Origin of the sequence: Allobosea sp. OAE752, assembly GCF_050433265.1 — a bacterium.
Lineage (GTDB): Bacteria > Pseudomonadota > Alphaproteobacteria > Rhizobiales > Beijerinckiaceae > Allobosea > Allobosea spartocytisi.
Genome location: NZ_JBNPXO010000002.1, coordinates 359,841 through 385,058 on the forward strand (window position 1 = coordinate 359,841; position 25,218 = coordinate 385,058).

Genomic DNA, 25,218 nt, shown 5'->3' on the forward strand with positions numbered 1-25,218 from the left:
CGTAAGGTTGTCGAGCGGGTCTTCCATGGATTTGAGCGTGCCATCCGTGATCTCGCAGCCGGTCGTGGCAGCCCTGACGCGTTCCGCGATGTTCCTGGTGGTGACGATCAATCCCGGCAGCGGGCCCGAGGAGACGGTGCGGGGTCTGTGCGCCGATCTGTCCGCGCTGCTGCGGGCGGTCGGCTTCCGGGACCTCGAGGGCAACCTGTCCTGCGTCATGGCCTTCGGCTCGGTCGCCTGGGACCGGCTGTTCGACGGGCCAAGGCCGAAGGAGCTGCATCCTTTCCGGGAAATCCGCGGCGTGCATCATGCCGTCTCGACGCCGGGCGACATCCTGTTCCACATCCGCGCGACCAAGCGGATGGATCTGTGCTTCGAGCTGGCGCGACAGATCATGCTCCGGCTCGACGGCGCGGTCATGGCGATCGACGAGGTCCATGGCTTCAACTATTTCGACGATCGCGACCTGATCGGCTTCGTCGACGGCACCGAGAACCCGGCCGGGCCGGACGCGCTCAAGGCTGCCATCATCGGCGACGAGGACGCCGATTTCGCCGGCGGCAGCTATGTCATCGTGCAGAAATACCTGCATGACCTGGCAGGCTGGGAGAAGGTACCGGTCGAGCAGCAGGAGAACATCGTCGGCCGCTACAAGCTCTCCGACATCGAGCAGGCCGACACGGTCAAGAAGCCCTATGCCCACAACGTCCTGACCAGCATCACCGAGGATGGCGAGCCGGTCGACATCCTCCGAGACAACATGCCTTTCGGCAAAGTCGGAACGGCCGAATTCGGGACCTATTTCATCGGCTACTGCCGCACGCCGCGCCGGATCGAGCGCATGCTGGAGAACATGTTCATCGGCTCGCCGCCGGGCAATTACGACCGGCTGCTCGACTTCAGCCGCGCGGTCACCGGCTCGCTGTTCTTCGTGCCGACGGCGAGCTTTCTCGATGCCGTCACGGCGGAGAAGCCCGAGGCCGAAATGACCGCTCCCGAACCGGTTCCGGCGCCCGCTCCATCCAGACCATCCGGCGACGGTTCGCTCGGCATCGGCTCCCTGAAGGAAGAGGCAGGCCATGAATAATCTGCACCGGGACCTCGCGCCCATCTCCGATGCCGCCTGGGCGGAGATCGAGGACGAGGCCTCGCGCACGCTGAAGCGCTATCTGGCGGCGCGGCGCGTCGTCGACGTGGACGGGCCGAAGGGAACGGCTTACGCCGCTGTCGGGACCGGGCATACGCGCCCGATCGAGGCGCCGGGCGAGGGCATCCGCTCCCTGCTGCGCGAGGCGCAGCCGCTGGTCGAACTGCGCGTTCCCTTCACGCTGACGCGACAGGCGATCGACGATGTCGAGCGCGGCTCGGAGGATTCCGACTGGCAGCCGCTGAAGGATGCGGCCAGGACGATCGCCTTCGCCGAGGACCGCGCCGTCTTCGAAGGCTATGCCGCGGCCGGGATCGGCGGCATCCGCGCCGGCAGCAGCAATGCCGCGGTACCGCTCCCGGCCGATCTCGACGACTATCCGGAGGCGGTTGCCAGGGCGCTGAGCGACCTCAAACTCGCCGGCTGCAACGGTCCCTATGCGCTGGTGCTGGGCGGCGAGGCCTATCGGGCGGCGAGCGGCGGCAACGAGGAGGGCTATCCGATCTTCCACCATCTCGAGCGCATCGTCGATGGCGGGGTGATCTGGGCGCCGGCGATCGAGGGCGGCTTCCTGCTCACCACCCGCGGCGGTGATTTCGCACTCGACATCGGCCAGGACCTCTCGATCGGTTATCTCAGCCACTCCGCGACCACGGTCGAGCTTTATCTCCAGGAGAGCTTCACCTTCCGCATGCTCACCTCGGAGGCCGCCGTCGCGCTTGCGCCGGCCCAACGATGACAGCCGCCGCGGACCATCATGTCGTCATCGTCGGGGCCGGCTTCGGAGGCCTCGAAGCCGCACGCTATCTTGCGCCCACCGGCCTGCGCATCACGGTGATCGACCGGCGCAATCACCATCTCTTCCAGCCGCTGCTCTATCAGGTCGCGACGGCCTCGCTGCCGACCTCCGAGATCGCCTGGCCCGCCCGCTCGCTGCTGCGCCGATACAAGAACGTCACCACGCTGCTGGGCACCGTCGTCGGGATCGACAAGGCCGGGAAGACGGTGCTGCTCGAGGGCGAGCAGCCCATCGCCTTCGATACGCTGATCGTCGCAACGGGCGCCCGCCACGCCTATTTCGGCCGCGACGAATGGGAGCCCTACGCGCCGGGCCTGAAGACGCTGGAGGATGCGACGCGAATCCGGCGGCGGATTCTGTCAGCCTTCGAGCAGGCCGAATGGGAGCCGGACGAGGCTGCCCGCGCGCCTTTCCTCACCTTCGCGATCATCGGCGCGGGGCCGACCGGGGTGGAGCTCGCCGGCACCATCGCGGAGCTGGCGCATGACACCTTGCGCGGCGATTTCCGCAATTTCGACACGCGCAGCGCCCGCGTCGTGCTGATCGAAGCCGGCCCGCGCATTCTGGCGGGCTTCACGCCCGATCTTTCGGCTTATGCGGAGCGGGCGCTTGCGCGCCTCGGCGTCGAGATCAGGCTCGGCCATCCGGTCTCCCAATGCGGGCCGGACGGTGTCGAGCTCGGCGGCGAATTCCTCGCCGCCAAAACGATCCTCTGGGCGGCCGGCGTGGCAGCGTCGCCCGCGGCCGAGTGGCTCGGGGCGCCGGCGGACCGGGCCGGACGGGTGCGCGTCGAACCCGATCTGTCCGTGCCGGGAGATCCGGCGATCTTCGTGATCGGCGACACGGCTGCCGTGGAAGGGGCGGATGGCAAGCCGGTTCCGGGTGTTGCCCCGGCCGCGAAACAGGAGGGCGGCTATGTCGCTGGCGTGATCAAGGCGCGGCTCGCCGGCAAGGCTCCGCCGCCGCCCTTCGCCTACAAGAACGCCGGGAACCTCGCCACGATCGGCAAACGGGCGGCGATCGTCGATTTCGGCTGGATCAAGCTCAGGGGCCGCCTGGCCTGGTGGATCTGGGGCGTCGCCCACATCTTCTTCCTGATCGGCCTGCGCAACCGCATCGCCGTGTCGCTCAACTGGCTGTGGATCTACTTCACCGGCCACCGCAGCGCCCGGCTCATCACGCAAGGCAATACGGGCACGCCGCGACAAACCGAGTGATGTGAGCGGCGGCTCTCGTGCCGAAAGCGATGGTCATGCATTCGCCGCGCAGCCTTATCCGCGCAGCCCCGCCACCACCGGCCGGCGATAGGAGAGCGCGGCCGGCAGAAGGGCGAACAGGCTGCCGATGACGGCGAGCCCGAGCGCCGGCAGAACTTCGCCGAGACCGATCGCCGGCGAGAGCAAAAGCCCCGTCCGCTGTGCGACGAAGCCAGAGAGGACTTGCGTCGCCAGCGCGCCCAGGCCCAGGCCGAGCAGGCAACCGAGCGCGATCAGCGCGACCATGCCGAGCCAGACGACGAGCATGACATAGACGCGCGGCGCGCCGAGCGCCCTGAGCACGGCATAGCGTCGGCGGCGCAGCCCGGCGACGGCGAGCAGGAGCAGCAGCACGGAAGCGAGGATCAGCACCGTATTTAGCGCCGAAGCGATGACGAGGATGTCGCGGATGTCGCCGAGCGCGCCGTAAAGAGAGACCAGCACCTCGGCGGGAAAGAAGGCCATGGTGCCGCCCTGCCGATATTGCGCGCGCAGCTGATAGGCACCCGCGACGCTCTTCGGCTTGACGACGATCGCCGGTACGCCGGGAACGCGCTTGCCGTCGAAGGGCAGGCCGATCCGGTCTTCCGCCTTCGCGGGACCGCTGCCGGCCACCGAGCCCTGTTTCCAGAATGGCGCGTCGCTCGCGGCTTCCTCGGAGGCATGGCCGTTGCCGAGGCCGTGGACCTCCCAGACGCTCTCGATCGGCACGAGGATGGCGCGGTCCCAGGGCGAGCCGAGGCGGGGCAGCCGCCCGACCACCGTGTAGCCATGGCCTTCATGCTTGTGGCCGTCCTCTTCTGCGTCGGCCTGACCGAGCGTGGCGGCGTGGCCGGCGACGCCGTGGGACGGGGTGATCGTGTCGCCGAGACTGTAGAGAACGTCGGCGCCGAGCACGGCTTCGCCCTCGGCCGCGAAGAGCCGGCCCTCGCTCGGCGCGATCCGGCCCCAGCGACCGGCGAAGGCGGCCGTCGTTCCGACGATCGCATAGCCGCGGCTGACGTCGCCGAAGGCGATCGGCGCCACCTGCGCCACGCGCTCGTCCTTGAACAGCGTGTTGAGCAGGCGCCCGTCGAGCAGCGGCAGCGCGTCCGGCTGCAGATAGACCGCCGACATCAGGAGCTGCGTCTGGCTGCCGGGCGCGCCGATGATCAGGTCGAAGTCATTGGCGGCGCTGGCCGAGCCATGGCGCAGGGCGCGTTCCTGCGCGCCGATGGCGACGCCGGTGGCGATCGCGAGCGCGATCAGCAGGACGATCGCCGGAGCGGTCCAGCGCAGCGCGCGCAGATCGGCCAGCATCATGGGAAAGGGGTTCATCAGGCGGCTTGGCGCTGTGCGGTTCGGGAGAGGTCGAGGCGCTGGCCGAAGCGCGCGAGCAGCGCCGGATCATGCGTGGCACAAAGCAGCGTGGCGCCGCTCTCGGTGGCGGTTTCGAGCAGGAGGTCGGCGACTTCGGCTGCGTGGGCGCCGTCGAGGCTCGCGGTCGGCTCGTCGGCGAGGATCAGCGCCGGCCGGCTGAAAAGCGCGCGCGCGATGGCGACGCGCTGCTGCTCGCCGCGCGAAAGCAGGGCGGCGCGGCGGCGCGGATCGGGCAGGCCCATGCGGTGGGCGAGAGCGGCGGCGCGTTCCTTCTCGGTGCCGCTCAGCCGCCAGGCGGAGAAGCTCGCCGGCAGCGCGATGTTGGCGGCGATGTCGAGTTCAGGGATCAGGTGAAAATCCTGGAAGACGAAGCCGATGGTCTCACGGCGCCAGCGGTCGCGGCCGGATTCGGAAAGTTCGGAGACGGCGCGGTTGTTCCAGAGGATGCGGCCTCGGGAGGGGCGCAGGAGCCCGGCCACCAGATGCAGCAGCGAACTCTTGCCGCAGCCCGAAGGGCCGCTGACGCCGAAGCGGCTGCCCGGTTCGATGGCGAGCAGGGGGATGTCGATCAGGCGGAAGGGCTGGCCGTCGGCGTCGCGATGGTCGAGCGCAAGGTTCTCCAGCGTCAGGCGCCCGGGGGCCGGTTCAGGCGAGGGTGAAGCCGGCATCCACGATCCTGATCTGGCTGACGAAGCCGGTTTCGGCGTCGGTGGCGGAGCCGATCTCGAGCCGGCCGGTGACCGCGACCTTGCGGCCGGCGCTGACCATCGGCGTCTCGGCCTTCATGAACACCACGACGATGTCGACCGGCCAGTCGGCATCCGACTGGCAGAAGGGGCAGATCGCCAACGGTTCGCGCGTCAGCACGAAGAAATGGCTTTCCGCCTTCAGCGGCGGGGCCATGTAGCCGAGCATGCGCACGGCGTGGCCACGCAGCGCCGTGACGCGATCGGAAAACTGGAAGCCCAGCACCCCGAAGGATTTGTAGAGCCCGTCGAAGGCGATCGCCTCGGCCTCCGTGGCGGCGTGCGCCTGCCCGCAAAGGCTTGCCGCCGCGAGGCCGAGCAGGGCTTCGCGGCGGGAGAACGACGGGAGGGGGAGGATGCGCTGCATCGCGACCTCGTCTGGCTAAGGTGGTACGGCCCTCGGGACCGTACCACGTCGGTGTGCGGTCTTGCGCCTCGCGGCTTACTTGCCGCCGAGCGCCAGCGCTTCCGCCATCACGCGGAAGACGTAGGTGTTCGGCTTGTGGCCGCGGAATTTCTCCGCGCCCGGGCCCATCGCCGTCAGGATGACGTCGTCGGCGGAGTGCACGCCGCTATTGGCGTCGAAGGGCAGGTTGCCGGTCTTGCGAGCTGCGAGCGGGCCGGAGCAGTCCTTCTCGTTGGCGATGTTGGTCTTGCCGTCCGGACCCTTCACGGCCGGGACGCGCTCGCCGTCCATGGCGGGGCGGCCGGTGTCGCAGGTGTCGGGGTAGGAGCCGTAGACCACCGCGAGGCGGCGCGAGGTGTCGACCTTGGTGGGATAGCCCTCGGCATCGACCGGGCCGTAGTTCGGCGGCACGGAGTCGGCGTAGACGCCGAGCTTGTCGCGAAGGAGCTGGCCCGGGCGGTCGTCGTCATAGGTGCCGATGATCGAGATCGGGTGAGCGTGGTCCGGCACGACGATGATCAGCGTGTCGTTACGGTCGCCGGCGAAGTCCTTGGCGACCTTGACGGCGTTGTCGAGCATGATCGTGTCGAAGACCGAACGCTCCCAGTCGAGCGAGTGGCTGTACTTGTCGATGCGGGCGGATTCGACCATCAGCAGGAAGCCTTCGGGATTGCCCTTCAGCATGTCGATGGCGGCCTTGGTCTGCTCGACGACGTCGGGCTGATCCGGGAATTTGGAGAGCGTGCCCTTCTTGGCGAGGCGCAGGTCGAAGGCGCCGTCGATATTGCCGGTGTTGTAGAGGCCGAGCAGCTTCTTGGTTCCGGCGGCGGCGGCCGCGTTCATCTCGGCCTTGGTGGTGGCGAGGGTGTAGCCGGCCTCCTTGAACTTCGCGATGAAGTCCTCGCCGTCGGTGCGCTTCGAGCCCGGCGTCGTCTTGGCGAGGAAATTGGGCGAACCGCCGCCCATGATCACGTCCGGCTTCACGTCGTAGAACATCTTGACGATGTCGTTGTAGTCGGAGCGGCGACGGGTATGCGCGACCATCGAGGCCGGGGTCGCGTCCTCGATCTCGGAATTGGTGACGACGCCCACGGCCATGCCGGTGCGACGCTTGGCCAGCTCGGCGATGGTCTCGACCTTGGGATGGTCGAGCGTGAGCGCGTTCTTGGCGCAGTAGACGCCGAGCGCGTTGACGCAGGACTTGTGGCCGGTGGTGTAGGCATGGGCCGCATTGGCGCTGTCGGTCACGATGGAATCGGTGCCGGAGGTCGAGATCAGCGCCATGTTCGGCATGTCGTCCATCGCGAGCTCGCCATTGTAGCGGCCTTCCTCCCAGCCCTTCGCCAGGATGCGCGCGGCGGTGCGGTTGGCGACCGACATGCCGTCGCCGATGAAGAGGATGACGTTCCTGGCGCGGCGCGGCTGGGCGGTCGCGAAGACCTCCCACTTCACCGTGGACTTGCTGGTGCCCTGCGTCGCCTCGACCGTGTAGCTGCCGGCCGGGAGGCTGGCGCCGCGCAGCCACAGCGCCGAATGCTTCTGGCCTTCCTCGCTCTGGATGAAATTCGTCGGCCGGCCGAAGATTTCGGCGGCGGGCTTGCCGTTGATCGTCACATTGACGTCGGCGGAGGCCGGAGCGTTGGGGAACTCGACCTTGAAGTCGAAATGCGAACCTTCGAGGATCTCGGCGCGGTTGATCGGGTAGATGGTCTGGGCCGTCGCGGGCATGGCCGCGGCGAGCGCACCCGCCATCGTCATCATCAGCAATCGTTGCGCCTGCATAGGTATCTCCGCCATCGCGTCAGGTCAAAAAGGGCGAGCCGTGCTTAGGCAGCTCGAATGACAATACGATTACCGTTCGGAATACCATTATTTGTTATGTTATTACGTTTCTTTATTGAGCTTCAGCGAACCGATAGGATCAGGTCCGTGAGCAAGGCGCGTGCCGGGTGCATGGCCGCCACCCTCCCACCGATGGGGCGCGCAAATTGTCGCAAGGGGGGCGATCGTCTACTAGGAACCGGAAGCCAGCTTCCTAACCTCAGAATCGTTCGATAACCCGATGACAGCCGCGGTCCAGGTTTCGACAGCACAGCGCGCCATGATGCCCGTGCTGATCGCTCTCAGCTTCACGCATCTGCTGAACGACATGATCCAGTCGCTGATTCCGGCGATCTATCCGATCATCAAGGATTCCTACCGGCTGGATTTCGGGCAGATCGGCCTGATCACGCTGACCTTCCAGGTCTCGGCCTCGCTGCTGCAGCCGGCGGTCGGGCTCTACACCGACAAGCATCCGATGCCCTATTCGATGGTGGTCGGCATGGGCTTCACGCTGTCGGGGCTGATCGGGCTGGCCTATGCCGGCAGCTACGGCTTCCTGCTGCTTTCGGCGGCCTGCGTCGGCATCGGCTCCTCGATCTTCCATCCCGAGGCGACCCGCATGGCGCGCAACGCCTCGGGCGGCCAGCACGGGCTGGCGCAGGGCATCTTCCAGCTCGGCGGCCAGACGGGCGGGGCGCTCGGGCCGCTGCTCGCGGCCTTCGTCATCGTGCCGCGCGGGCAGGGGAGCCTCGCCTGGTTCTCGGTCGCGGCGCTCGTCGCGATGATGCTGATGGTCTGGACCGCGGCGAGCTATGCAAGGCTCGACCGGGCGCGGCCGCCGAAGCCGGCGGGCGCGGCCAAGGCTGCCGCAGCGCGGCCGGGCAAAGGCTCGGTGGCTTTCGCGATCTTCATCCTGATCGTGCTGCTGTTCTCGAAGAACGCCTATTCGGCGAGCTTCAGCTCGTTCTACACGTTCTACCTGATGGGCAAGTTCGGCATCTCGATCCAGCATTCGCAGGAGATGTTGTTCCTGTTCCTGGCCTCCTCGGCAGTCGGTGCAGTGGGCGGCGGCATGCTCGGCGACCGCATCGGCCGCAACAAGATCATCTGGTTCTCGATCCTGGGCGCGCTCCCCTTCACGCTGATCCTGCCCTATGCCGATCTGTTCTGGACGGGCGTGCTGACGGTGATCATCAACATCATCATGTCGAGCGCCTTCGCGGCCATCCTGATCTATGCGCTGGAATTGCTGCCAGGGCGGGTCGGGCTCGTCGGCGGCTTCTTCTACGGGCTGTCCTTCGGCCTCGGCGGCCTTGCGGCGGCACTGCTGGGCGAGTTCGCCGACCATCTCGGCATCGAGATGGTCTACAAGCTGTGCTCCTTCATTCCGCTTGTGGGTCTGCTCGCCTGGTTCCTGCCCCGGATCAGCGAAGGCGGCGGGACGAAGGTGGGGCATTAGGCGCGCGCGGCACGCTCGCGCGCCGTCATGCTCGGGCTTGGCCCGAGCATCTTTGGCAGGAGATTCTCGGGTCTGCGCTTCGCTTCGCCCGAGAATGACGGCTTGGCAGCGGCCCGTCAGATCGCGAGCTTGCCCGCCTTGGCGGCGGCATAGCGCTCCTCGATCTTCGCCCAGTTCACCACGTTCCACCATGCCTTGAGGTAGTCGGCGCGGCGGTTCTGGTATTTCAGGTAATAGGCGTGCTCCCAGACGTCGTTGCCGAACAGCACCATCTGCTTGTCCATGACGGGGCTGTCCTGGTTGGGCCGCGGCAGCAGGCTCAGCTTGCCGGCCTTGTCGACGGTGACGAAGACCCAGCCTGAGCCGAAGACGCGCAGGCCTGCCGCCTCGAAATCGGCCTTGAACTTGTCGAAGCCGCCGAGGTCGCGCGTGATCGCGGCCGCGACCTCGCCGCCCGGCGCGCCGCCGGCATTCGGCCCGATCACCTCCCAGAACATCGTGTGGTTGGCATGGCCGCCGCCATTGTTGCGGACCAGCGTGCGCAGGCTCTCCGGCAATTGGTTGAGATCGGCTAGCAACTCGCCGACCGTGGCCTTGGCGATGACGCCATTGTCCTTCGCGGCGCCGTTCAGAGCCGCGACATAGGCTGCGTGGTGGCGGTTGTAGTGGATATCCATGGTCGCCGCGTCGATATGGGGTTCGAGGGCGTTGGCCTCGTAAGGGCGCTTCGGCAGCGAGAAGGGGCCGGCGGGAGCCGCCGGCGCGGCGGCTTGCGCCCAGACCTTCGGGGCGGAAGCGAAGAGAGCGGCACCGGCGCTCAGGGCGAACAGGCTGCGGCGCGAAAGCGTGATGGCTGCGGTCATGATGGCGTCTCTCCAGAAGGGTTGCGGTCGTGGGGACGTTGGGATTCCGATCCTCGTCGTGTCGGGCTGTTCTTGAGAGTGACGCGCGGGAACGGAAGGTGTTCCTGCGTCATCCGCCGTGCCCTTCCGCAGAGGCCGCATCGCCGCGGCGCGTGCATGCTGCCATCCTACAGGGCACTCGGCTAGCGGTATCGGCGGCGGGTGGGGGCCCTTAACCGCCAGTTTACCGCGTTTGGCTACGTTCCGGAAGGAATCCAGCCGGGAAGCGCGCCGTCATGCAGGCACAGGCTCTCAAGGTCGTAGCACTACCGCACGAGCCTGCGCCGGCGGCATCCGCGCCGGCCGCGATCCTGCCGGCCGGCGAGGCCGTGCCGGTCGAAACCGGCGCGGCGCGGGCCGTCCGCGAGATCGCGGAGCGCTTCGGCAAGCTCGGCGCCGAGATCACCGATGTCGCTGGGCGCATCGTCGATGTCAGCCGCCAGCTCGACGGGCAGACGAGCGGCCTGCGCCGTGTCGTCGGCGCGGTCGATCAGGTTTCGCATGCCAACAACGCGATCCAGCAGGCGGCGGAGGGCGCCCAGGCCGCGGCTTCCGCCGTGCGCAGCGGGCTCGAGCGCGTCACCGGCTCGGTCAAGCTCGGGCTGAACGCGGCCCAGACCGACATCGAGACGCTTTCGGACGAGGCGCAGTCGATGTCGCAGGCGCTGGCGCAGGCGGTGACCGACGCGCATAAGGCGCGCGCCTCCAGCGACGCGATCCAGGCGATCACCCGCGAGATCCAGTTGCTGGCGATCAATGCGGGTGTCGAGGCGGCGCGCAGCGGCGAGGCCGGCAGGGGCTTTGCGGTCATCGCGGCCGCGGTGAAGGCGCTGGCCGAGCAGACGCGCGAGGCAACCGCCGCGAGCGCCCGCCAGCTCGACATGCTGGTGCGCGCGGTCGATGGGCTGGCCCGGCGCAGCGAGGACAATGCGCAGACGGCACGGCGCGCCATCGACGGCAGCCGGACGATCTCGTCGCAGATTGGCGAGCTCGACAGCTTCGGCCGCTCCGTCGTCCAGCTCATCGGGGAGATCGAGGCGATTTCGCAGCCGACGCGGGAGAACGCGGCTGCCTGCACCAAGGCCGGACAGGACCTTGCCGGTCTGGTGGCGGGCGTCGACCGATCGACGGAGAATCTCGAGCGGGCGGCGCAGCGCACCGACGCTCTGGTGGCGATCAGCGAAGGCATCCTCGGCTCGATCGCGGCCTCGGGCGTGCGGACCGCGCAATCGGAGCTGATCGCGGCCGCCGTCGAGACGGCCGGCAGCATCGCGGCCCTGTTCGAGCAGGGGCTCGCACGCGGCGAGTTCGGCCTCGCCGATCTGTTCGATGAATCCTATACGCTGATACCGGGCTCGGACCCGCAGCAATACCTGACCCGTTTCGTCGCGCTGACGGACCGGTTGCTGCCGCCGCTGCAGGAGAAGCTCCTGGCGTCCAACGACCGCATCGTCTTCTGCGCGGCCGTTGATCGCAACGGCTTCCTGCCGACGCACAACCGCAAATATGCGCAACCCCAGGGCAGCGACCCGGTCTGGAACAACGCCAATTGCCGCAACCGCCGCATCTTCGACGATCGCACCGGGCTGGCGGCGGCGCGCAACCGCAAGCCGTTCCTGCTGCAGAGCTATCGGCGCGACATGGGCGGCGGCGAGTTCCTGGTGATGGAGGATCTGTCGGTGCCGATCATGGTGAAAGGCCGGCACTGGGGCGGTTTCCGCATCGGGTTGAAGGTCTAGCGCCGCCGCGATTCCGGCCAGTCGAGTTGAGTGAGCGAGTTCCGAGTCAGCGCCATGCACATCGCGCCATCCTTTCCAAACCTTTCCGTGCTGCTGATCGACGCCAGTCCGCATTACCGGCGGATCATCCGCACGATGCTGTATCAGGCGCAGCTTCACCGCATCTTCGAGGCCGCCGACCTGCCTTCGGCGGCGGCGATCTTCATCCAGAAGCAGCCGAACATCGTCATTCTCGACTGGGATCTGCCGGATAATGGCGGGCCGAAATGCCTGTCGGCGATCCGCTCGCAGAAGACCTCGCCCTTCGCCAAGGCACCCGTGCTGGTGATGATGGAGCGAGCCGACAAGCGCTCGGTCGTCCAGGCGGCGAAGCTCGGCGCGCATGAGATCATCATCAAGCCGATTTCGCCGAACAATCTATGGGTCCATCTTTCCGGCATCATCAACATACCGCGCAAATACCGGGAGACAGCTGGCGTGGTGACGCTGGTGCCGCGCGCCATCAGCAACAACATGTTCTGATGAACACACACCCTGCCGCTGAAATGCCCGAATGATTGACGCTGGCGGCGTGGTTTAGCGAAATTTTTACCAGTCCGGCGCGATGCTTGCGGGCATTATCCAGGGTCGCGCCTTCATGGTCATCACCGTTTCGCTCCCGCCCTTCCTCGGACGCTCCGAGGCGGCTGCCTTTCGCAACCAGCTCCTGGTGGCGCTTGAGCAGAACGAAAGCGTCTCCGTCGAATGCGCCGGAGCCGGCCCGCTGCCGAGTCTCTGGATCCAGCTCCTCCATTCCGCTGCCGTCAGCGCCGTCGCGCGAGGGCTTTCGGTGACGCTCAAGGCGGCTTCCTCCGAATGCCGCGAATCCTTGCGGGCGATCGGCTTCGATGCCGCTCGAAGCCCCCTCGTTCTGGAGTGACAGGCATGAAGATCCTGGCCATCGACGATACGAAGACGCTGCTTGCCCTGCTCACCCTGACCTTGCGCAATGCCGGGCACGAGGTCGCGGAGGCCGAGAACGGCGAGGACGGCCTGACGAAGTTCGAGCAGTTCAAGCCGGATCTTGTCATCACCGACCTCAACATGCCTGTGATGGACGGCATCGAGTTCACGCGCGCCTGCCGCTCGCGGCCCCTGGGGCAGAACACGCCGATCATCGTGCTGACCACCGAGAACGGCGCCGAGATCAAGGCCGAGGGGCGCCGCGCCGGCGCCAGCGCCTGGATGGTCAAGCCCTTCGAACCCAACACCCTGCTCGGCCTCGTCGCCCGCTACCAGAACTGAAGGGCGGCCGATGGATCCGTTGGCAGAACTCAAGCAGACCTTCTTCCAGGAATGCGACGAGCTCCTCGGGGCGCTGGAGCAGAAGCTCCAGGCGCTCGACGAGGGCTCCAGCGATCCGGAGGACGTCAACGCGGCCTTTCGCGCCATCCACTCGATCAAGGGCGGGGCGGGGGCCTTCGGCTGCACCGAGCTCGTCGGTTTCGCCCATGTCTTCGAGGCTTCTCTCGACCATCTGAGGTCGGGCCGCGTCGCGATCGAGGATGCGCCCTTCACGCTCTTCCTGCGCTGCTCGGACGCGGTCGCCGATCTGGTTTCGGCTGCGCGGAACGACGAACCCGCGACCGAACGGCCCGATCTTCTCGCCGCTCTGGAGCAGGTCGGCCAGGAGCCGCGTGCACAGGCGGCGCCAGCGGTGGCTGCGCCGGCGGCGGCCGCGCCCGCTGCCGCGCTTCCAGCAACTTCGCCTGCTCCCGCTGCTGATGAGGCGCCTCCGGGCCTGGCCGCTCTCGGCAACCTGCTCGCCATGGTCGAGGCCAAGTCCACCGTGGCGCCGGCCAAAGCCAATGACGATGGCTGGGACGATGACGAACCCGTCGCGGCTCGGATGCGGCTCGCATCCGCGGCCAAGCCCGGCCGCGACGTGCGGCTGCGCATCGCACCCGAAACCGATCTCTTCCGCCGCGTCATCGAGCCGCGCGTGGTGCTGGGCTCGCTGCCGGCCGATGACATCGTGGCGATCCGCTGCGACCTGAGTAAGGTGCCGCCGCTGGAGACGCTCGACGTCACCGATTGCTGGCTGCGCTTCGACGTCGACCTGCGAACCGAACTTTCGATCGAGGAACTGCACGGGCGTTTCGATTTCAGCCTCGCCAACGAGGAATTCGAGATCGAGCTGTCCGATGCAACTCCCGCCGCCGAGCCGGCGCCGGTTGCCGCTGCTCCAGAGCCCGAAGTCCCGACCTCGGTGGCCGCCGATCTTTCGGCGATCCTGGCGAAGCTCGGCCCCGCGCCGGACATGGCGGGGCAACCCGACATCCAGCCCGCTCCGGTTCCCGTGCCGGCCGCGGCTCCCGTTCCCGTCGCCGAAGCCGTCCCCGCGGTCCGCGCCGCGCCGCGCGCGCCGGCCAACGACCAGGCCGCGGCGCGCCAGCGCCAAGCGGTCAGCGTGCGCGTCGATCTCGACCGCATCGACAAGCTGATGAACCTCGTCGGCGAGATCGTCATCACCCAGTCGATGCTGGTCGAATGCGTGCGTTCGCTGCCCTATGACGTCTACGCCAAGACGGCCGAAGGCATCCTGACGCTGTCGCGCCAGACGCGCGAATTGCAGGACCATGTCATGGCCGTGCGCGCCCAGCCGGTGAAGGCGGTGTTCCAGCGCATGCCGCGCCTCGTGCGCGAGCTCGCCCAGACGCTCGGCAAGGAAGTGCGCCTCGTGCTCGAAGGCGAGAACACCGAGGTCGACAAGACGATCATCGAGGAGCTCGCCGACCCGCTGACCCATATGATCCGCAACTCGATGGATCACGGGCTGGAGACGCCGGACGAGCGCGTGGAGGCCGGCAAGCCGCGCGAAGGGACGATCAGGCTGATCGCCGAGCATCGCGCCGGGCGCATCGTGATCTCCGTCACCGATGACGGGCGCGGGATCGGCCGTGACCGCCTGCTCGCCAAGGCGCGCTCGCGGGGCCTCGTGGGAGCCGAGGAGAAGCTCGCTCCGGAGGAGATCGACCAGCTGATCTTCGCCGCTGGCCTGTCGACGGCGGAAGCGGTCAGCGACATCTCCGGCCGCGGCGTCGGCATGGATGTGGTGCGTCGCAACGTCGAGTCGCTCGGAGGGCGCATCAGCGTCGATTCCGAGCCGGGCCGAGGCTGCAAGTTCACGCTGGCCTTGCCGCTCACGCTCGCCGTGCTCGAAGGCATGGTGATCCGCTGCGGCGACGACCGCTACGTCATCCCGATCGCGTCGGTGATCGAGACGCAGCATCTCGCCTCGACGCCGATCGAGAAGCTGCCCTTCGGCCAGGAGGTGCTGCGCTGGCGCGGCGAGGTCACGCCGCTGTACCGGCTCGGCGCCGTGATGGGCTCGACCGGCACCACCAACGAGAACATCGTCATCATCGCCGAGACCGAGCGCGGCAACAATGTCGGCATCGCGGTCGACGAGATCGTCGGCCAGCAGCAGGTGGTGGTGAAGAGCCTCGAGGCGAATTACGGCGCCGTCAACGGTGCCTCTGCGGCGACGATCCTAGGCGACGGCCTCGTCGCGCTGATCCTGGACATCGACTCCATGCTGCGGCTCGCCGCCTCCGGCGACCGCGCGCCCCTATCTGACCTCAAGATGGCTGGATGATCATGAGCCTCCAACTCGGCGAAAAGCACTTCTCGTCTGCGCAGCCAGAAGCGGCGGCGCGCCGGATCGTCACCTTCAAGGTCGGCGACCGCACCTTCGGCATCGATGTCGGCATGGTCCGCGAGATCAAGGGCTGGCAGGCGACGACGCCGCTGCCGCACGCGGCGCAGCATGTGCGCGGCGTGCTCAACCTGCGCGGCGTCATCCTCGCGGTCTACGATCTGCGCACTGCCATCGGGCTCGGCGTCACCGATGCCACCGCGACCCATGTCATCGTCGTCGTCGATGTCGAGGACAAGACGGCGGGCCTGCTGGTCGACTCGGTCTCCGACATCGTCGACGTGCCGGTCTCGGCCGTGCGCCCGGCGCCCGATCTGGAGCGCGACGAGCACGGCCTGATTGAAGGTCTCGTGCTGCTCGACACCGACATCGTCGCGCTGCTCGATCTTGCCGCGGTGATCCGCGACGGCGGCGTCGAGACCCAAGCCAAGGCCAACCGCGCCGCCTGAGTATCCAGCGACCAGCCCGGCGTAGCGTGAGAGAGCGGGCCAGACCAAGAAACGACCTGACTGCATGGGCAACGCCCTCGGCTCTCTCTCGCATCTGACGGTCAGCCAGCCGCTGACCGCCGCCGGCTCGGCTGTGTTCGCCGGCGGCTTCGCCTATCTCGCAGCTTCGTCCGGCATGCCGGCGCTCGGCGTCGGCGCCGTTTCCGCCGTCGCGCTGCTCGGTGGCCTCGCCGCGTGGGGCGCGACCCGCTCGCTCTCGCCGGTTCGTGAGTCCCTGTCGCGGCTTCTTGCCGCGCGGGGGCAGGCCGCGCCGGCGCGTGCCGCCAAGGAAACCGGCCTGGCTGACGCCCTCGACGGCCTTCACGACGCAATGCTGGAATCCGGCCGCATCCGCGTCGCGCTCGACCATGCCGGCGCCAAGCTGATGATCTGCGATGCCGAGGGTGGCGTCGTCTATGTCAACAAGGCGCTGCTGCGCTTCTTCGGCGAGGCGCAGGAGGATTTCCGCGCCGCCTTTCCGGGTTGCTCCGCCAAGGACATGCTCGGGCGCGTGATGGAGCGCGTGCAGGGCGAGCAGGGCTATGGTGCCACGGGCCTGCCCGTCGAGATGGTGCTGGGGCGCCGCACCATCCGCTTCACGCTGACGCCCGTCGCGGCATCCGGGGCGGTCGAGGCCGGCACGATCGTGGAATGGCAGGAGCTCAGCGAGGCCTTCGTCATGACCGCTGCGGTCAAGGACGCCGTCGCTGCCGCGCTGGAGGGGGATTTCTCCCGGCGGATCGCCGTCGATCCCAAGGGCGGCGCTCTGGCCGAGGTCGTCGCGGGGATGAACAGCGTCGGAGCCGTGGCGGAGGAGACCTTCGGGGATGTCGCCGAAGTCGTCGGCGCTCTGGTGCAGGGCGATCTTTCCCGGCGCATGACCGGTCGCTATCGCGGCCGGCTCGCGGCGCTGCAGCATGATTTCAACGATGCGCTCGACTGGCTCGGCGAGACCGTGCGCAGGGTTCAATCGACGGCGGAGCAGGCCGGCCGGGTCGCCGGAGAGATCGCCGCAACGACGGGGGATCTCGCGGCGCGAACCGAGCGCTCCGCCAGCGATCTCGGCGAGGCTTCCGTCGTCGCCGGCCAGATCGCGGCGTCCGCCCGCCAGAGCACGGTCCGCGCGCGCGAGGCCACCGAACTCGCCAGCGAGACGATGGGCGTTGCGCAGGAGGGGCAGAACGTGGTCGGCCAGGCGGTCGACGCGATCGAGCGGATCGAAGGCTCCTCGACCCGCATTTCCGACATCGTCGGCGTGATCGACCAGATCGCCTTCCAGACCAACCTGCTGGCATTGAACGCTGCGGTGGAGGCGGCGCGGGCCGGTGATGCCGGCAAGGGCTTCGCCGTCGTAGCCTCGGAGGTGCGCACGCTGGCGCAGCGCTCGGCGCAGGCGGCCAAGGATATCAAAGGCGTGATTGCGACCTCGAACGGGCAGGTGGCGGAAGGCGTGCGCTGCGTTCGCGGCACCGGCGAGGCACTCGGCCGCATCGTCGCCGCCGTCGGAAAGGTGTCCTCGACCATTGGCGACATCGCCTCCGAAGCGGCCGAGCAGACCAAGGGCGTCGAGGCGATGAGCGGCGGCGTCGCCCAGATGGACGGCGGCATCCGTCAGAACGGCGCCCTGGCGCAGCGCTCGGCTCAAGCCGCCGGGGAACTCGTCGACCAGGTCGCCGCGCTCGGCGATCTCGTCGCCGGCTTCCACACCGGCGGGGTAGCCTCCGGGCAGACGCGGCCCGCGCGCCGTCCCGTAGCTTCGGTGGGGGAATTTGACGCTGCCCTGTCCTCTACGATTCCCACGCGACGCGTCGCCAATGGCGAGCGGCACCTCAACGGACGGCCGGGGTTCTGAGCCATGTCGCTATCCGGCATCATCCCGGCCACGATTCCTGCTTCGGCGATCGGCGCGGACATCACCCTGACGCGCGAGGACATGAAGTTCATCGCGGCGCTGGTCTATGAGCAGGCCGGCATCGTCATCCGCGAGCACAAGGAGGCGATGACGCGCGGGCGTCTCGCGCGGCGGGTGAAGGCGCTGGGGCTGAGCTCGGTCGCGGAATACTGCGCCTTCCTGAAGACGCCGCAGGCGGCGAGCGAATTGCCCGAGCTGATCAACGCGGTGACGACCAACCACACCGCCTTCTTCCGCGAGCGCCACCATTTCGACCATCTGCGTCGGGAGGTGATGCCGCGCCTCGTCCAGGAACGTGCCGGCCGGCGCGGGCGCATCCGCATCTGGTCCTCGGCCTGCTCCTCCGGCGAGGAAGCCTATTCGATCGCCGCCACCTGCCGCGAGGCGATCGGCCCGCGCAGCGATCTCGACTTCAGGATCCTGGCTACGGATATCGACACGGATATTCTCGCGCGGGCCGAGGCCGGCATCTACCCGGCTGACCTGTTCGAGCGCCTGCCGGCGGATGTGAAACCGTCGATGCGGCTGGAAGCCGGTTCCACCCGGGGCGATGCGCGCATCAGCGAGGAGCTGCGCCGGATGGTCGCCTTCAAGCGCCTGAACCTCATCGAGACCTGGCCGATGAAGGGACCTTTCGACGTCATCTTCTGCCGCAACGTCTTCATCTATTTCGACACGCAGACCAAGGCCTCGATCCTCGACCGCTTCGTGGCGCTGCTGTCGCCCGGCGGCTTCCTCTATCTCGGCCATTCGGAATCACTGCCGCAGCCGCATCCCAATCTGCGGCTGATCGGGCGCACCATCTACGAGAGAACAGCATGAGCGTCTCCCGATCCTCCCGCCGCTATTTCGATCCGCGCTTCGAGGCGACGATCATCACCGTCGCGCCGGGCGAGCACGAGATCACATCGGCCAAGGACGAGATCGTCGCCACCGTGCTGGGCTCCTGCGTCTCGGTATGCCTGCGCGATCCGCAAGCCGGCGTCGGCGGCCTCAACCACTTCCTGCTGCCGAAGAACAATGGCGGCACAGACGCCAGCGCCGGCGAGCGCTATGGCGACACGGCGATGGAGGTGCTGATCAACGCCCTGCTGAAGCGCGGCGCCAGGCGCCAGAATTTCGAGGCCAAGGTGTTCGGCGGCGCGCGCGTGCTCTCGGGCGCGACGATGCTGGCCATCGGCGACGGCAACATCGCCTTCGTCAACGAATTCCTGAAGGTCGAGGGCATTCCCGTGGTCTCGCGGGATGTCGGCGGCACGCGCTCGCGGCGCATCCACTACCAGCCCTCGACCGGGCGAGCCTGGGTGCAGCATGTCCAGCCCACGGCACGCGATAGCGGCCACGAGCAGGAAATCGCCTATCTCAACCGGCTCAAGAGCCAGCCCGTGGCTGGTGAAGTGGAGGTCTGGTGATGAGCATGGCGACATCCTCCGCCGCGCCGGTCAAGGTTCTCGTCGTCGACGATTCCGTGCTGATGCAGAAGCTGATGACGCAGATCATCAACGGGGCGCCGGGTTTCGAGGTGATCGGCGTCGCCGGCAGCGCCGAGGAAGGCTGGGACGCGATCCAGGACCTGCGGCCCGATGTCGTCACGCTCGACCTCGAACTGCCGGGCCGGCACGGCCTCAAGCTCCTCGCGCGGGTTCTGAAGCAGGATCCGCTGCCGGTGCTGATCGTCTCCGCTTTCGGGGGCCCCGGCGCCGACAACACCATCCAGGCGCTGGAGCTCGGCGCCATCGACTTCATCGAGAAGCCGGACGGCACGACCCATACGCTCGAAGGCTTCATGAAGCATCTGGTGGCGGCGCTGCAGCGCGCCGCGGCCAGCCGCAAGATGATCGCCGCCGCCCGGCAGATGGCGCAAGGTGGCGCTCCGGCGCGTCCGACGGCCCTGCCGCGGGAGCCGGCGCGCGTGGGCAGGACCTCCTTGATCGCCATCGGAGCCTCGACGGGCGGCGTGCCGGCCGTGCAGGCGGTGATGCGCGATCTTGCGCATCTGCGGCTGCCGATCGTGGTCGTCCAGCACATGCCGCCCGGCTACACGGCGAAATTCGCCGCGCGGCTGGCGGGCGCCACGGGCCTCGACGTGCGCGAGGCCGCCGATGGCGACCGCCTGAAGCCGGGGATGGCGGTGGTCGCGCCGGGCGGGCCGCGCCATCTCGAGATCGAGGAGCGGCGCGGCGAGTTCGTCTGCGTGCTGAAGGAGGGGCCGCTCGTCAGCGGGCATTCGCCCTCCGTCGACGTGATGTTCCATTCGGTGGCACGCAGTATCGGTTCGCAGGCGGTCGGCATCCTGCTCACCGGCATGGGCCGGGACGGTGCTGACGGTTTGTTAGCCATGCGGAAAGCCGGAGCCGAAACGTTAATCCAAAGCGGGGAGACCTGCGTGGTAAACGGAATGCCGAAAGCGGCCTTCGAGATCGGAGCAGCCGAACGGGTTGTCCCGCTGGACCAGATCGGCACGACGGTGAGCCATCTCATCGGCGATCGCTCGCATCTGCGGACCGCGTGAGGAGAGTGTGATGTCAAAGGCGAGAAGCGACTACCGCATCCTCGTGGTCGACGACCAGAAAAGCATGCGCGGGCTCGCGACCTATTTCCTGAAGCAGATCGAGTTTCAGGATATCGACGAGGCGGAGAACGCCCGCGAGGCGCTGATGAAGATGCAGCAGAAGCGCTACGACCTGCTGCTGCTCGACTGGAACATGGAAGGCATGAGCGGCATCGATCTGCTGCGCGCCATCCGCTCCGTGCCCGAGCTCAACCAGATCAAGATCATCATGGCGACCTCCGAGCGCTCGGTCGACAAGATGGACGAGGCGACCAGCAACGGCGCCGACCATTACGTCGTGAAGCCCTATGAGCTGCGCGACCTCGAGGTGCGGGTGAAGAAGGTCCTCGCCTGCTGAGGCTCCCTCCGCGAGCGTGGCTCGCGGACATGTGCATTGCCGATGCGCCCCGGAGCCGGAAGGTTTCGGGGCGCATCCATTTGCGGGTCGGAGACGTATAAGGGGTCTGACATGGACAGGCGGACGTTGATCGCAGGCCTCGGTGCGCTGGCGGCGTTGCCGGGTCGCGCCGCGGCGCAGGCTGCCGACGCCTATGCCTTCGGCTTCGACAGGCCCGGCAGCGGGCGGCTTGCACTGTCGGACTATCGCGGCCGGCCGATCCTCGTCGTCAACACCGCGACGCGCTGCGGCTATGCCGGGCAGATGGCGACGCTGGAACAGCTCTGGCAACGCTACCAGCCGCGCGGGCTGATGCTGGTCGCCGTGCCGAGCAATGATTTCGGCGGGCAGGAGCCGCTGGACGGTGCCGCCATCGCCGAGGCGGCGCGCGAGAGCTATGGTGCGACCTATGCCTTCGTCGAGAAGACCGTGGTGAAGGGGCCGCAGGCGCATCCGTTCTATCGCTGGGCGGCCGCGCAGAAGCCGGCGGAGACGCCGCGCTGGAATTTCCACAAATACCTGATCGGCTCCCATGGCGAGCTCGTCGGCGGCTATCCGGCCGGCACCGATCCGCTCTCGCCGCAGCTCGTCAGGGCGATCGGGCAGGAATTGCAGGCGGGGTAGCCTCGTTTTCGCTGGAAACGGGAGTCATCCCGGGCTTGACCCGGGATCCATCCAGAGCGCTTGCGATAAAAGTTCAGGCATGGATCCCGGATCTGCGCTTCGCTGCGTCCGGGGTGACGATGCCGAAACCGTGGGCAGCCTACTTCTTCGGACGGAACGCCGCGATCAGGGCCGGGTCGGTTTCCAGATAAGGACCCTCGATCAGGTCGATGCAGTAGGGGATCGCCGGCATCACTGCGTCGAGACATTCGGCAATGGCGCGCGGGCGTCCGGGGAGGTTGACGATCAGGGTGCGGCCGCGGATGCCCGCGGTCTGGCGCGAGAGGATCGCGGTCGGAACCTTCGCGAGGCTGACCTGCCGCATCAACTCGCCGAAACCGGGCATCGGCTTCTCGATCACGTCCTCCGTCGCTTCCGGCGTGACGTCGCGCGGTGCGGGGCCGGTGCCGCCGGTGGTGACGACGAGGCAGCAGCCCTCACGGTCGGACAGTTCGATCAGCGTCTCGGCGATCAGCTTGCGGTCGTCGGGGATGACGCGGGCGACCGCCTCCCAGGGCGAGGTCAGAACGCGGCCGAAATAGTCGCGGATGGCGGGGCCGCCCTCGTCGGGATAGATGCCCGCCGAGGCACGGTCCGAGACCGTGACGATTCCAATCCGGGCGACAACGGTCATCGGGCGTCTCCAGCGAAGCACTCCGGCTCTATCGGCGAGCGGGAAGGGCGGTCAAGCGCGCGCTGTGCGAACTCTCCTCCTGGTCTGCCTATCAAGGGTGTTTGGAACGAGATGCTCTGCCCGATCGGGCTCGGACGGCTTCCCGCAGCCGACGCAGCCACATCCGGCTGAGTGCTGCCGCGCGGGCGAGGCCGATGCGGCTGCGGCCGATGCCGATGAGCGCGTTTCCCATCTCGCGTCGCTCGCCCCAGACATAGGTGCTGGCATCGACGCCGTCGCCGGCGCCGCTGTCGAGGCACTCCGGCGGCGTACCGGTGAGGTCGGCGCGCAGCATCGCGACGGTCAGCGTGCGCCCCGGCGAATGGCGGGCTTGCGTTTCGTCATAGGCGATCTTGAGGAAATGTCGCCGCCCGGCGCTCTCGATCAGGAGCCCCATCGCCAGCGTTTTTCCGTCGAGCAGGAGCGTGTCGACCAGCAGACCGTCTTCCGCCGCGAACAGCGCGGCGAGGCGGCGGAAATAGGCGGTATCCTCCGGGATGCAGGCGATGGCGGTTCCCGCCTTGCCCTTCCAGCCGGCGGCTTCGAGCGTCAGGAACGAGTCGAGCGCCTCGACCGCCGCCTGGCCCCGGCTGCGCCGGAAGGTGAGGGCACCGCTCTTGATGACGGCGCGGAACTGCTGCATCCGCTTCTTGTAGGCGGAGCCCAGCGCGCGGCGCAGATAGCGCTCGGGGTCGTCGCCAGGTTGCGCGATCATCACCGGGCGCGCCCAGCGCTCGCAGGTCGCGATGACGCTGCCGGTGGTGCGACAGGCTTCCGCGAGCGCCGCATGGCCGGGGCCTTCGAGCGGCAGCAGGGGCAAGGCGAGTGTTCGCGGCAGGTCGCCCGAGGCGAGGAGGTAGCGCATCAGCGCGCGCGAGGCCTCGAGCGCATGGTCGCGATCGACCACCGGCAGGGAAGAGACCTCGTAGAGCGGCAGGACCGGCGCGACGAGTACCGCGGCGAAGCCGCTGCGCCAGTCGCGTTCGCGCCGGAGCGCCCAGACTCCGACCAGTTGCTCGAAGTCCAGCGCCTCGCTGTACCAGGCGCAGAGCACGACGATATCGTCCTCCTCGGCCAGCAGGGTCGCTGCGCTGACGGCAGCCGGCGCCATATGCGGATTGGGCTCGAGCGCATGCCGGGCGAGCTCGGCAAAGGCCGGTCCCAGCGCCGCATAGGCGGCCGGGCCGATACGCCTGACGACGATGCCGCTCACGTCCGGACGCCGTCCCGGTTGCGGCGGCCGAGTTCGCCGCGCAGCGACAGCACGAAGGCGATGACCTGCGCCGTCGCGCGGTAGAGTTCCTCCGGGATCTCGTCATCGAGTTCGACGGCGGAAAGCGCCTGGGCGAGGACGGCGTTCTGCTCGATGGCGACGTCGTGCTCGCGACCGGTCTCGACGATGCGTTCGGCCAGCTCGCCCCGGCCCTTGGCGGTGACGCGCGGCGCACCCTGCCCGTCATATTCGAGCGCGACGGCGATGCGGGGCGGGCGCGGCGCGCTCATGACAGGCGGTCCAGGAACTGGCCGGCGGTCGGCTGCTTTACGCGCGGCTGCCCGGTGTGGATATCGATGGCGCCGCCGGTGAAATCGGCATGGAGCAGCGCGGTTTCGAGGCCGGGCGCCGCGCCGCGCAGGAGTTTGCTCGTCTCCTCACGCTCGGCCCAGAGGGTGACGCCGACCTCGCGGCCTTGCAGCGTGACCACGCCCTGCAACGGGCCCATCGGCTCGACATCGAGTGCGAAGCGGATGCGCCAGAGCGGCGGCGAGACGCCCTGCGCCTCGCGCCGCGGCGGCTCCTTCTCGACCTGGAGCGGCAGGATCGCGGTGCCGTGCTGGAAGGCGAGGGGGATCTCCGTGAGCCAGCGCTGTGGCTGCGACTGGGCCGGGTCGAGACGCGGGGCATCGAGCGGCAGCGACGCGTATTGCGATAGCTTGATCCGGTCGAGTGCCGCATCGGTCTGGTCGAGCAGCGTCGTGGCGATGGCAAGGGGCTTTTCGCCCGGATGCAGCGTCGGCTCCGATGCGGGCTGCGCGGCGAGCGGACCGTCGCGGCGTGGCGGCGGAACGGGACTACGGCCGTCAGCCGCCGGTTCCGCTGGCGGCATCGCTCCACGCTCCGGTCGGGAGGCTGCCGGCTCGGGCGAGAGCGTCTCGACGATCGGCAGGAGCGTTTCCCGCAAGGCGAGCAGGCCCGCCTTGAGATCGCCGCGCGGCGCTGGGGCCTGCCCGGCGGCGGCGCGGGCTTCCATGAACAGCCCGGAGCCCTGCACGGCCGCCTGCAGGCGTGAGCCGGTTATGATCTGGCGCTCGGCGGGAAAAGCCTGCCGCAGGATCCGGTCGATGGCTGCGAGAAGCGGCTTTGGCAGGGTAAGCGCGACGTTGCCCTCGGCGAGGCCGCGCAAATTGGCGAAGAGCGGCGCCAGGCTGTCCTGCTGCATCAGCGCCGCGCCCAGCGTCGGGCCGATGGCAATACGCGGCGATACCGGCGCGGGGGCTGCGGGCTGTCCTGTCTCGCCGGGTGCCGCTGGCCGGACGGTCGCGCCCATCGGTGGCGATCCCGAGATCGGTTCGACGGATTCAGGCAATGCCAGCGACGAGATCGGCGTCGGCGCCGCTGCCGGGACGGCCTGCGTTCCGCGACCGGGCATGGCGTCCGGCAGAGACCGGGGCGCGTTTTCGGGCAAGGGCCCAGGCGCTGCCGGCGTGGGAGGCCGGCCGGGCTCCAGCGGAGACGCACCGACGGTGGGGGCGGTTACCGCAGGCGGCGGTGTGCTTCCGGCCGGATGCGGGGCCGGGACGGTGGAAAGAGGAGGCGTGGCGGGAAGGGGCGACGAGGATGCCGGCAAAGCCTGAGCGGGTGCCGGGCTTCCGGTCGGCGGGCGGATCTCGACGAGCGTCGCGCGCAGATCGCCGCCGGGCTGCTCGGGCGCCTCGAGATGCAGGATCAGGGTGGCGCCGGGCTGGAGTGCCGCCTGCTTCGCCTGGGGGCCGGCGAGGACGAGCGCGACCCTGGCATCGCCGATCGTGGCTGTCGCCGTGCCGTCCGCGTCCAGCGAGATGAGCTGCGCCGCGACCGTCTTGCCGGCCGAAAGCTCGCCGGTCGCGTCGAGCGCCTGCAGCAATCTGGCGAAGTTCTGGCTCAGTATGAGCTGGGCGAGGTTCATCGGGCGGCCATGAATCGATGCCCCAACCTCTCAGGA

At 68.4% G+C, this 25,218-nt stretch carries 25 protein-coding genes; 16 read left to right on the forward strand and 9 right to left on the reverse strand.

The window, feature by feature from the left end; translation table 11 throughout:
* Positions 1-25: 25 nt before the first annotated feature.
* Genes GGC47_RS06625 through GGC47_RS06635 form a run of 3 tightly spaced genes read left to right on the forward strand, consistent with a single transcriptional unit; the run spans position 26 to position 3,163 of the window.
* On the forward strand, positions 26-1,087 hold the full coding sequence (locus GGC47_RS06625; RefSeq protein ID WP_429067412.1) for a Dyp-type peroxidase: 1,062 nt from the start codon (positions 26-28) through the stop codon (positions 1,085-1,087).
* The gene (locus GGC47_RS06630; RefSeq protein WP_142021768.1) at positions 1,080-1,886 is read left to right on the forward strand and encodes a family 1 encapsulin nanocompartment shell protein; all 807 of its coding nucleotides are present in this window, start codon (positions 1,080-1,082) and stop codon (positions 1,884-1,886) included. Before GGC47_RS06625 ends, GGC47_RS06630 begins: the two co-directional genes overlap by 8 nt.
* The gene (locus GGC47_RS06635; RefSeq protein ID WP_142021769.1) at positions 1,883-3,163 is read left to right on the forward strand and encodes an NAD(P)/FAD-dependent oxidoreductase; all 1,281 of its coding nucleotides are present in this window, start codon (positions 1,883-1,885) and stop codon (positions 3,161-3,163) included. Before GGC47_RS06630 ends, GGC47_RS06635 begins: the two co-directional genes overlap by 4 nt.
* Positions 3,164-3,217: 54 nt before the next feature.
* Here the strand turns inward: GGC47_RS06635 and GGC47_RS06640 are convergent, their stop codons facing one another.
* The 4 genes from GGC47_RS06640 to GGC47_RS06655 form a co-directional block, all read right to left on the reverse strand.
* Positions 3,218-4,519 carry an FtsX-like permease family protein gene (locus GGC47_RS06640; protein WP_142021770.1) on the reverse strand — a complete coding sequence of 434 codons (1,302 nt, stop codon included), beginning with the start codon at positions 4,517-4,519 and terminating at the stop codon, positions 3,218-3,220.
* Positions 4,519-5,229, reverse strand: coding sequence for an ABC transporter ATP-binding protein (locus GGC47_RS06645; protein ID WP_142021771.1), 711 nt, complete (start codon positions 5,227-5,229; stop codon positions 4,519-4,521). The genes GGC47_RS06640 and GGC47_RS06645 overlap by 1 nt, the downstream gene beginning before the upstream one ends.
* A complete protein-coding gene (locus GGC47_RS06650) occupies positions 5,207-5,674 on the reverse strand; it encodes a hypothetical protein (protein ID WP_142021772.1) in 468 nt (155 codons plus the stop codon). The genes GGC47_RS06645 and GGC47_RS06650 overlap by 23 nt, the downstream gene beginning before the upstream one ends.
* Positions 5,675-5,749: 75 nt before the next feature.
* Complete coding sequence (locus tag GGC47_RS06655; protein ID WP_142021773.1) at positions 5,750-7,495, reverse strand: alkaline phosphatase; 1,746 nt, start codon at positions 7,493-7,495, stop codon at positions 5,750-5,752.
* 280 nt (positions 7,496-7,775) lie between these two features.
* On the opposite strand from GGC47_RS06655, the gene GGC47_RS06660 reads away from it, so the two are divergent.
* Positions 7,776-8,996 (forward strand): MFS transporter, encoded by a 1,221-nt coding sequence (locus GGC47_RS06660; protein ID WP_142021774.1) that lies wholly within the window; start codon positions 7,776-7,778, stop codon positions 8,994-8,996.
* Positions 8,997-9,112: 116 nt separating this feature from the next.
* Here GGC47_RS06660 and GGC47_RS06665 read toward each other — a convergent pair whose 3' ends face one another.
* Complete coding sequence (locus GGC47_RS06665; RefSeq protein ID WP_142021775.1) at positions 9,113-9,859, reverse strand: superoxide dismutase; 747 nt, start codon at positions 9,857-9,859, stop codon at positions 9,113-9,115.
* Between the two features lie 275 nt (positions 9,860-10,134).
* Between GGC47_RS06665 and GGC47_RS06670 the strand changes: the two genes are divergently transcribed.
* The 12 genes from GGC47_RS06670 to GGC47_RS06725 all read left to right on the forward strand — a co-directional run bounded on the left by GGC47_RS06670 (position 10,135) and on the right by GGC47_RS06725 (position 21,306).
* Positions 10,135-11,637, forward strand: coding sequence for a methyl-accepting chemotaxis protein (locus tag GGC47_RS06670; protein WP_142021776.1), 1,503 nt, complete (start codon positions 10,135-10,137; stop codon positions 11,635-11,637).
* 54 nt (positions 11,638-11,691) lie between these two features.
* On the forward strand, positions 11,692-12,159 hold the full coding sequence (locus tag GGC47_RS06675; protein ID WP_038358947.1) for a response regulator: 468 nt from the start codon (positions 11,692-11,694) through the stop codon (positions 12,157-12,159).
* Between the two features lie 82 nt (positions 12,160-12,241).
* Positions 12,242-12,556, forward strand: coding sequence for an STAS domain-containing protein (locus GGC47_RS06680; protein ID WP_038358944.1), 315 nt, complete (start codon positions 12,242-12,244; stop codon positions 12,554-12,556).
* A 5-nt stretch (positions 12,557-12,561) separates the two neighbouring features.
* Positions 12,562-12,921, forward strand: coding sequence for a response regulator (locus GGC47_RS06685; RefSeq protein ID WP_038358941.1), 360 nt, complete (start codon positions 12,562-12,564; stop codon positions 12,919-12,921).
* A gap of 10 nt (positions 12,922-12,931) precedes the next feature.
* Positions 12,932-15,274 (forward strand): chemotaxis protein CheA, encoded by a 2,343-nt coding sequence (locus GGC47_RS06690; protein ID WP_142021778.1) that lies wholly within the window; start codon positions 12,932-12,934, stop codon positions 15,272-15,274.
* 2 nt (positions 15,275-15,276) lie between these two features.
* A complete protein-coding gene (locus tag GGC47_RS06695) occupies positions 15,277-15,783 on the forward strand; it encodes a chemotaxis protein CheW (RefSeq protein WP_051987502.1) in 507 nt (168 codons plus the stop codon).
* Between the two features lie 64 nt (positions 15,784-15,847).
* On the forward strand, positions 15,848-17,674 hold the full coding sequence (locus GGC47_RS06700; protein WP_142021779.1) for a methyl-accepting chemotaxis protein: 1,827 nt from the start codon (positions 15,848-15,850) through the stop codon (positions 17,672-17,674).
* A gap of 3 nt (positions 17,675-17,677) precedes the next feature.
* Positions 17,678-18,556 carry a CheR family methyltransferase gene (locus GGC47_RS06705; RefSeq protein ID WP_051987500.1) on the forward strand — a complete coding sequence of 293 codons (879 nt, stop codon included), beginning with the start codon at positions 17,678-17,680 and terminating at the stop codon, positions 18,554-18,556.
* Positions 18,553-19,146 carry a hypothetical protein gene (locus GGC47_RS06710; RefSeq protein WP_038358937.1) on the forward strand — a complete coding sequence of 198 codons (594 nt, stop codon included), beginning with the start codon at positions 18,553-18,555 and terminating at the stop codon, positions 19,144-19,146. The genes GGC47_RS06705 and GGC47_RS06710 overlap by 4 nt, the downstream gene beginning before the upstream one ends.
* Complete coding sequence (gene cheB / locus GGC47_RS06715; RefSeq protein WP_429067421.1) at positions 19,146-20,246, forward strand: chemotaxis-specific protein-glutamate methyltransferase CheB; 1,101 nt, start codon at positions 19,146-19,148, stop codon at positions 20,244-20,246. Before GGC47_RS06710 ends, cheB begins: the two co-directional genes overlap by 1 nt.
* A gap of 10 nt (positions 20,247-20,256) precedes the next feature.
* Entirely contained in the window at positions 20,257-20,643 is a 387-nt protein-coding gene (locus tag GGC47_RS06720) for a response regulator (RefSeq protein WP_038358933.1), read from the forward strand.
* 111 nt (positions 20,644-20,754) lie between these two features.
* On the forward strand, positions 20,755-21,306 hold the full coding sequence (locus GGC47_RS06725; protein WP_113252504.1) for a glutathione peroxidase: 552 nt from the start codon (positions 20,755-20,757) through the stop codon (positions 21,304-21,306).
* A gap of 139 nt (positions 21,307-21,445) precedes the next feature.
* Here GGC47_RS06725 and mog read toward each other — a convergent pair whose 3' ends face one another.
* The 4 genes from mog to fliK all read right to left on the reverse strand — a co-directional run bounded on the left by mog (position 21,446) and on the right by fliK (position 25,182).
* Positions 21,446-21,979, reverse strand: a complete 534-nt coding sequence (gene mog, locus GGC47_RS06730) for a molybdopterin adenylyltransferase (RefSeq protein ID WP_142021780.1) — start codon at positions 21,977-21,979, stop codon at positions 21,446-21,448.
* 91 nt (positions 21,980-22,070) lie between these two features.
* Positions 22,071-23,231, reverse strand: coding sequence for a GNAT family N-acetyltransferase (locus GGC47_RS06735; protein ID WP_142021781.1), 1,161 nt, complete (start codon positions 23,229-23,231; stop codon positions 22,071-22,073).
* Positions 23,228-23,521 (reverse strand): EscU/YscU/HrcU family type III secretion system export apparatus switch protein, encoded by a 294-nt coding sequence (locus GGC47_RS06740; RefSeq protein WP_112765307.1) that lies wholly within the window; start codon positions 23,519-23,521, stop codon positions 23,228-23,230. The genes GGC47_RS06735 and GGC47_RS06740 overlap by 4 nt, the downstream gene beginning before the upstream one ends.
* Positions 23,518-25,182, reverse strand: a complete 1,665-nt coding sequence (fliK, locus tag GGC47_RS06745; RefSeq protein ID WP_142021782.1) for a flagellar hook-length control protein FliK — start codon at positions 25,180-25,182, stop codon at positions 23,518-23,520. The genes GGC47_RS06740 and fliK overlap by 4 nt, the downstream gene beginning before the upstream one ends.
* Between the last annotated feature and the right edge of the window lie 36 nt (positions 25,183-25,218).

Coding starts and splice junctions, on each gene's coding strand:
- GGC47_RS06645 (WP_142021771.1), bottom strand. CDS start 5,229: ATGCCGGCTTCACCCTCGCCTGAACCGGCCCCCGGGCGCCTGACGCTG.
- GGC47_RS06690 (WP_142021778.1), top strand. CDS start 12,932: ATGGATCCGTTGGCAGAACTCAAGCAGACCTTCTTCCAGGAATGCGAC.
- GGC47_RS06625 (WP_429067412.1), top strand. CDS start 26: ATGGATTTGAGCGTGCCATCCGTGATCTCGCAGCCGGTCGTGGCAGCC.
- GGC47_RS06700 (WP_142021779.1), top strand. CDS start 15,848: ATGGGCAACGCCCTCGGCTCTCTCTCGCATCTGACGGTCAGCCAGCCG.
- GGC47_RS06665 (WP_142021775.1), bottom strand. CDS start 9,859: ATGACCGCAGCCATCACGCTTTCGCGCCGCAGCCTGTTCGCCCTGAGC.
- fliK (WP_142021782.1), bottom strand. CDS start 25,182: ATGAACCTCGCCCAGCTCATACTGAGCCAGAACTTCGCCAGATTGCTG.
- GGC47_RS06655 (WP_142021773.1), bottom strand. CDS start 7,495: ATGCAGGCGCAACGATTGCTGATGATGACGATGGCGGGTGCGCTCGCC.
- GGC47_RS06740 (WP_112765307.1), bottom strand. CDS start 23,521: ATGAGCGCGCCGCGCCCGCCCCGCATCGCCGTCGCGCTCGAATATGAC.
- GGC47_RS06720 (WP_038358933.1), top strand. CDS start 20,257: ATGTCAAAGGCGAGAAGCGACTACCGCATCCTCGTGGTCGACGACCAG.
- mog (WP_142021780.1), bottom strand. CDS start 21,979: ATGACCGTTGTCGCCCGGATTGGAATCGTCACGGTCTCGGACCGTGCC.
- GGC47_RS06635 (WP_142021769.1), top strand. CDS start 1,883: ATGACAGCCGCCGCGGACCATCATGTCGTCATCGTCGGGGCCGGCTTC.
- GGC47_RS06710 (WP_038358937.1), top strand. CDS start 18,553: ATGAGCGTCTCCCGATCCTCCCGCCGCTATTTCGATCCGCGCTTCGAG.
- GGC47_RS06705 (WP_051987500.1), top strand. CDS start 17,678: ATGTCGCTATCCGGCATCATCCCGGCCACGATTCCTGCTTCGGCGATC.
- GGC47_RS06685 (WP_038358941.1), top strand. CDS start 12,562: ATGAAGATCCTGGCCATCGACGATACGAAGACGCTGCTTGCCCTGCTC.
- GGC47_RS06630 (WP_142021768.1), top strand. CDS start 1,080: ATGAATAATCTGCACCGGGACCTCGCGCCCATCTCCGATGCCGCCTGG.
- GGC47_RS06675 (WP_038358947.1), top strand. CDS start 11,692: ATGCACATCGCGCCATCCTTTCCAAACCTTTCCGTGCTGCTGATCGAC.
- GGC47_RS06695 (WP_051987502.1), top strand. CDS start 15,277: ATGAGCCTCCAACTCGGCGAAAAGCACTTCTCGTCTGCGCAGCCAGAA.
- GGC47_RS06650 (WP_142021772.1), bottom strand. CDS start 5,674: ATGCAGCGCATCCTCCCCCTCCCGTCGTTCTCCCGCCGCGAAGCCCTG.
- GGC47_RS06660 (WP_142021774.1), top strand. CDS start 7,776: ATGACAGCCGCGGTCCAGGTTTCGACAGCACAGCGCGCCATGATGCCC.
- GGC47_RS06725 (WP_113252504.1), top strand. CDS start 20,755: ATGGACAGGCGGACGTTGATCGCAGGCCTCGGTGCGCTGGCGGCGTTG.
- GGC47_RS06680 (WP_038358944.1), top strand. CDS start 12,242: ATGCTTGCGGGCATTATCCAGGGTCGCGCCTTCATGGTCATCACCGTT.
- GGC47_RS06640 (WP_142021770.1), bottom strand. CDS start 4,519: ATGAACCCCTTTCCCATGATGCTGGCCGATCTGCGCGCGCTGCGCTGG.
- GGC47_RS06670 (WP_142021776.1), top strand. CDS start 10,135: ATGCAGGCACAGGCTCTCAAGGTCGTAGCACTACCGCACGAGCCTGCG.
- cheB (WP_429067421.1), top strand. CDS start 19,146: ATGAGCATGGCGACATCCTCCGCCGCGCCGGTCAAGGTTCTCGTCGTC.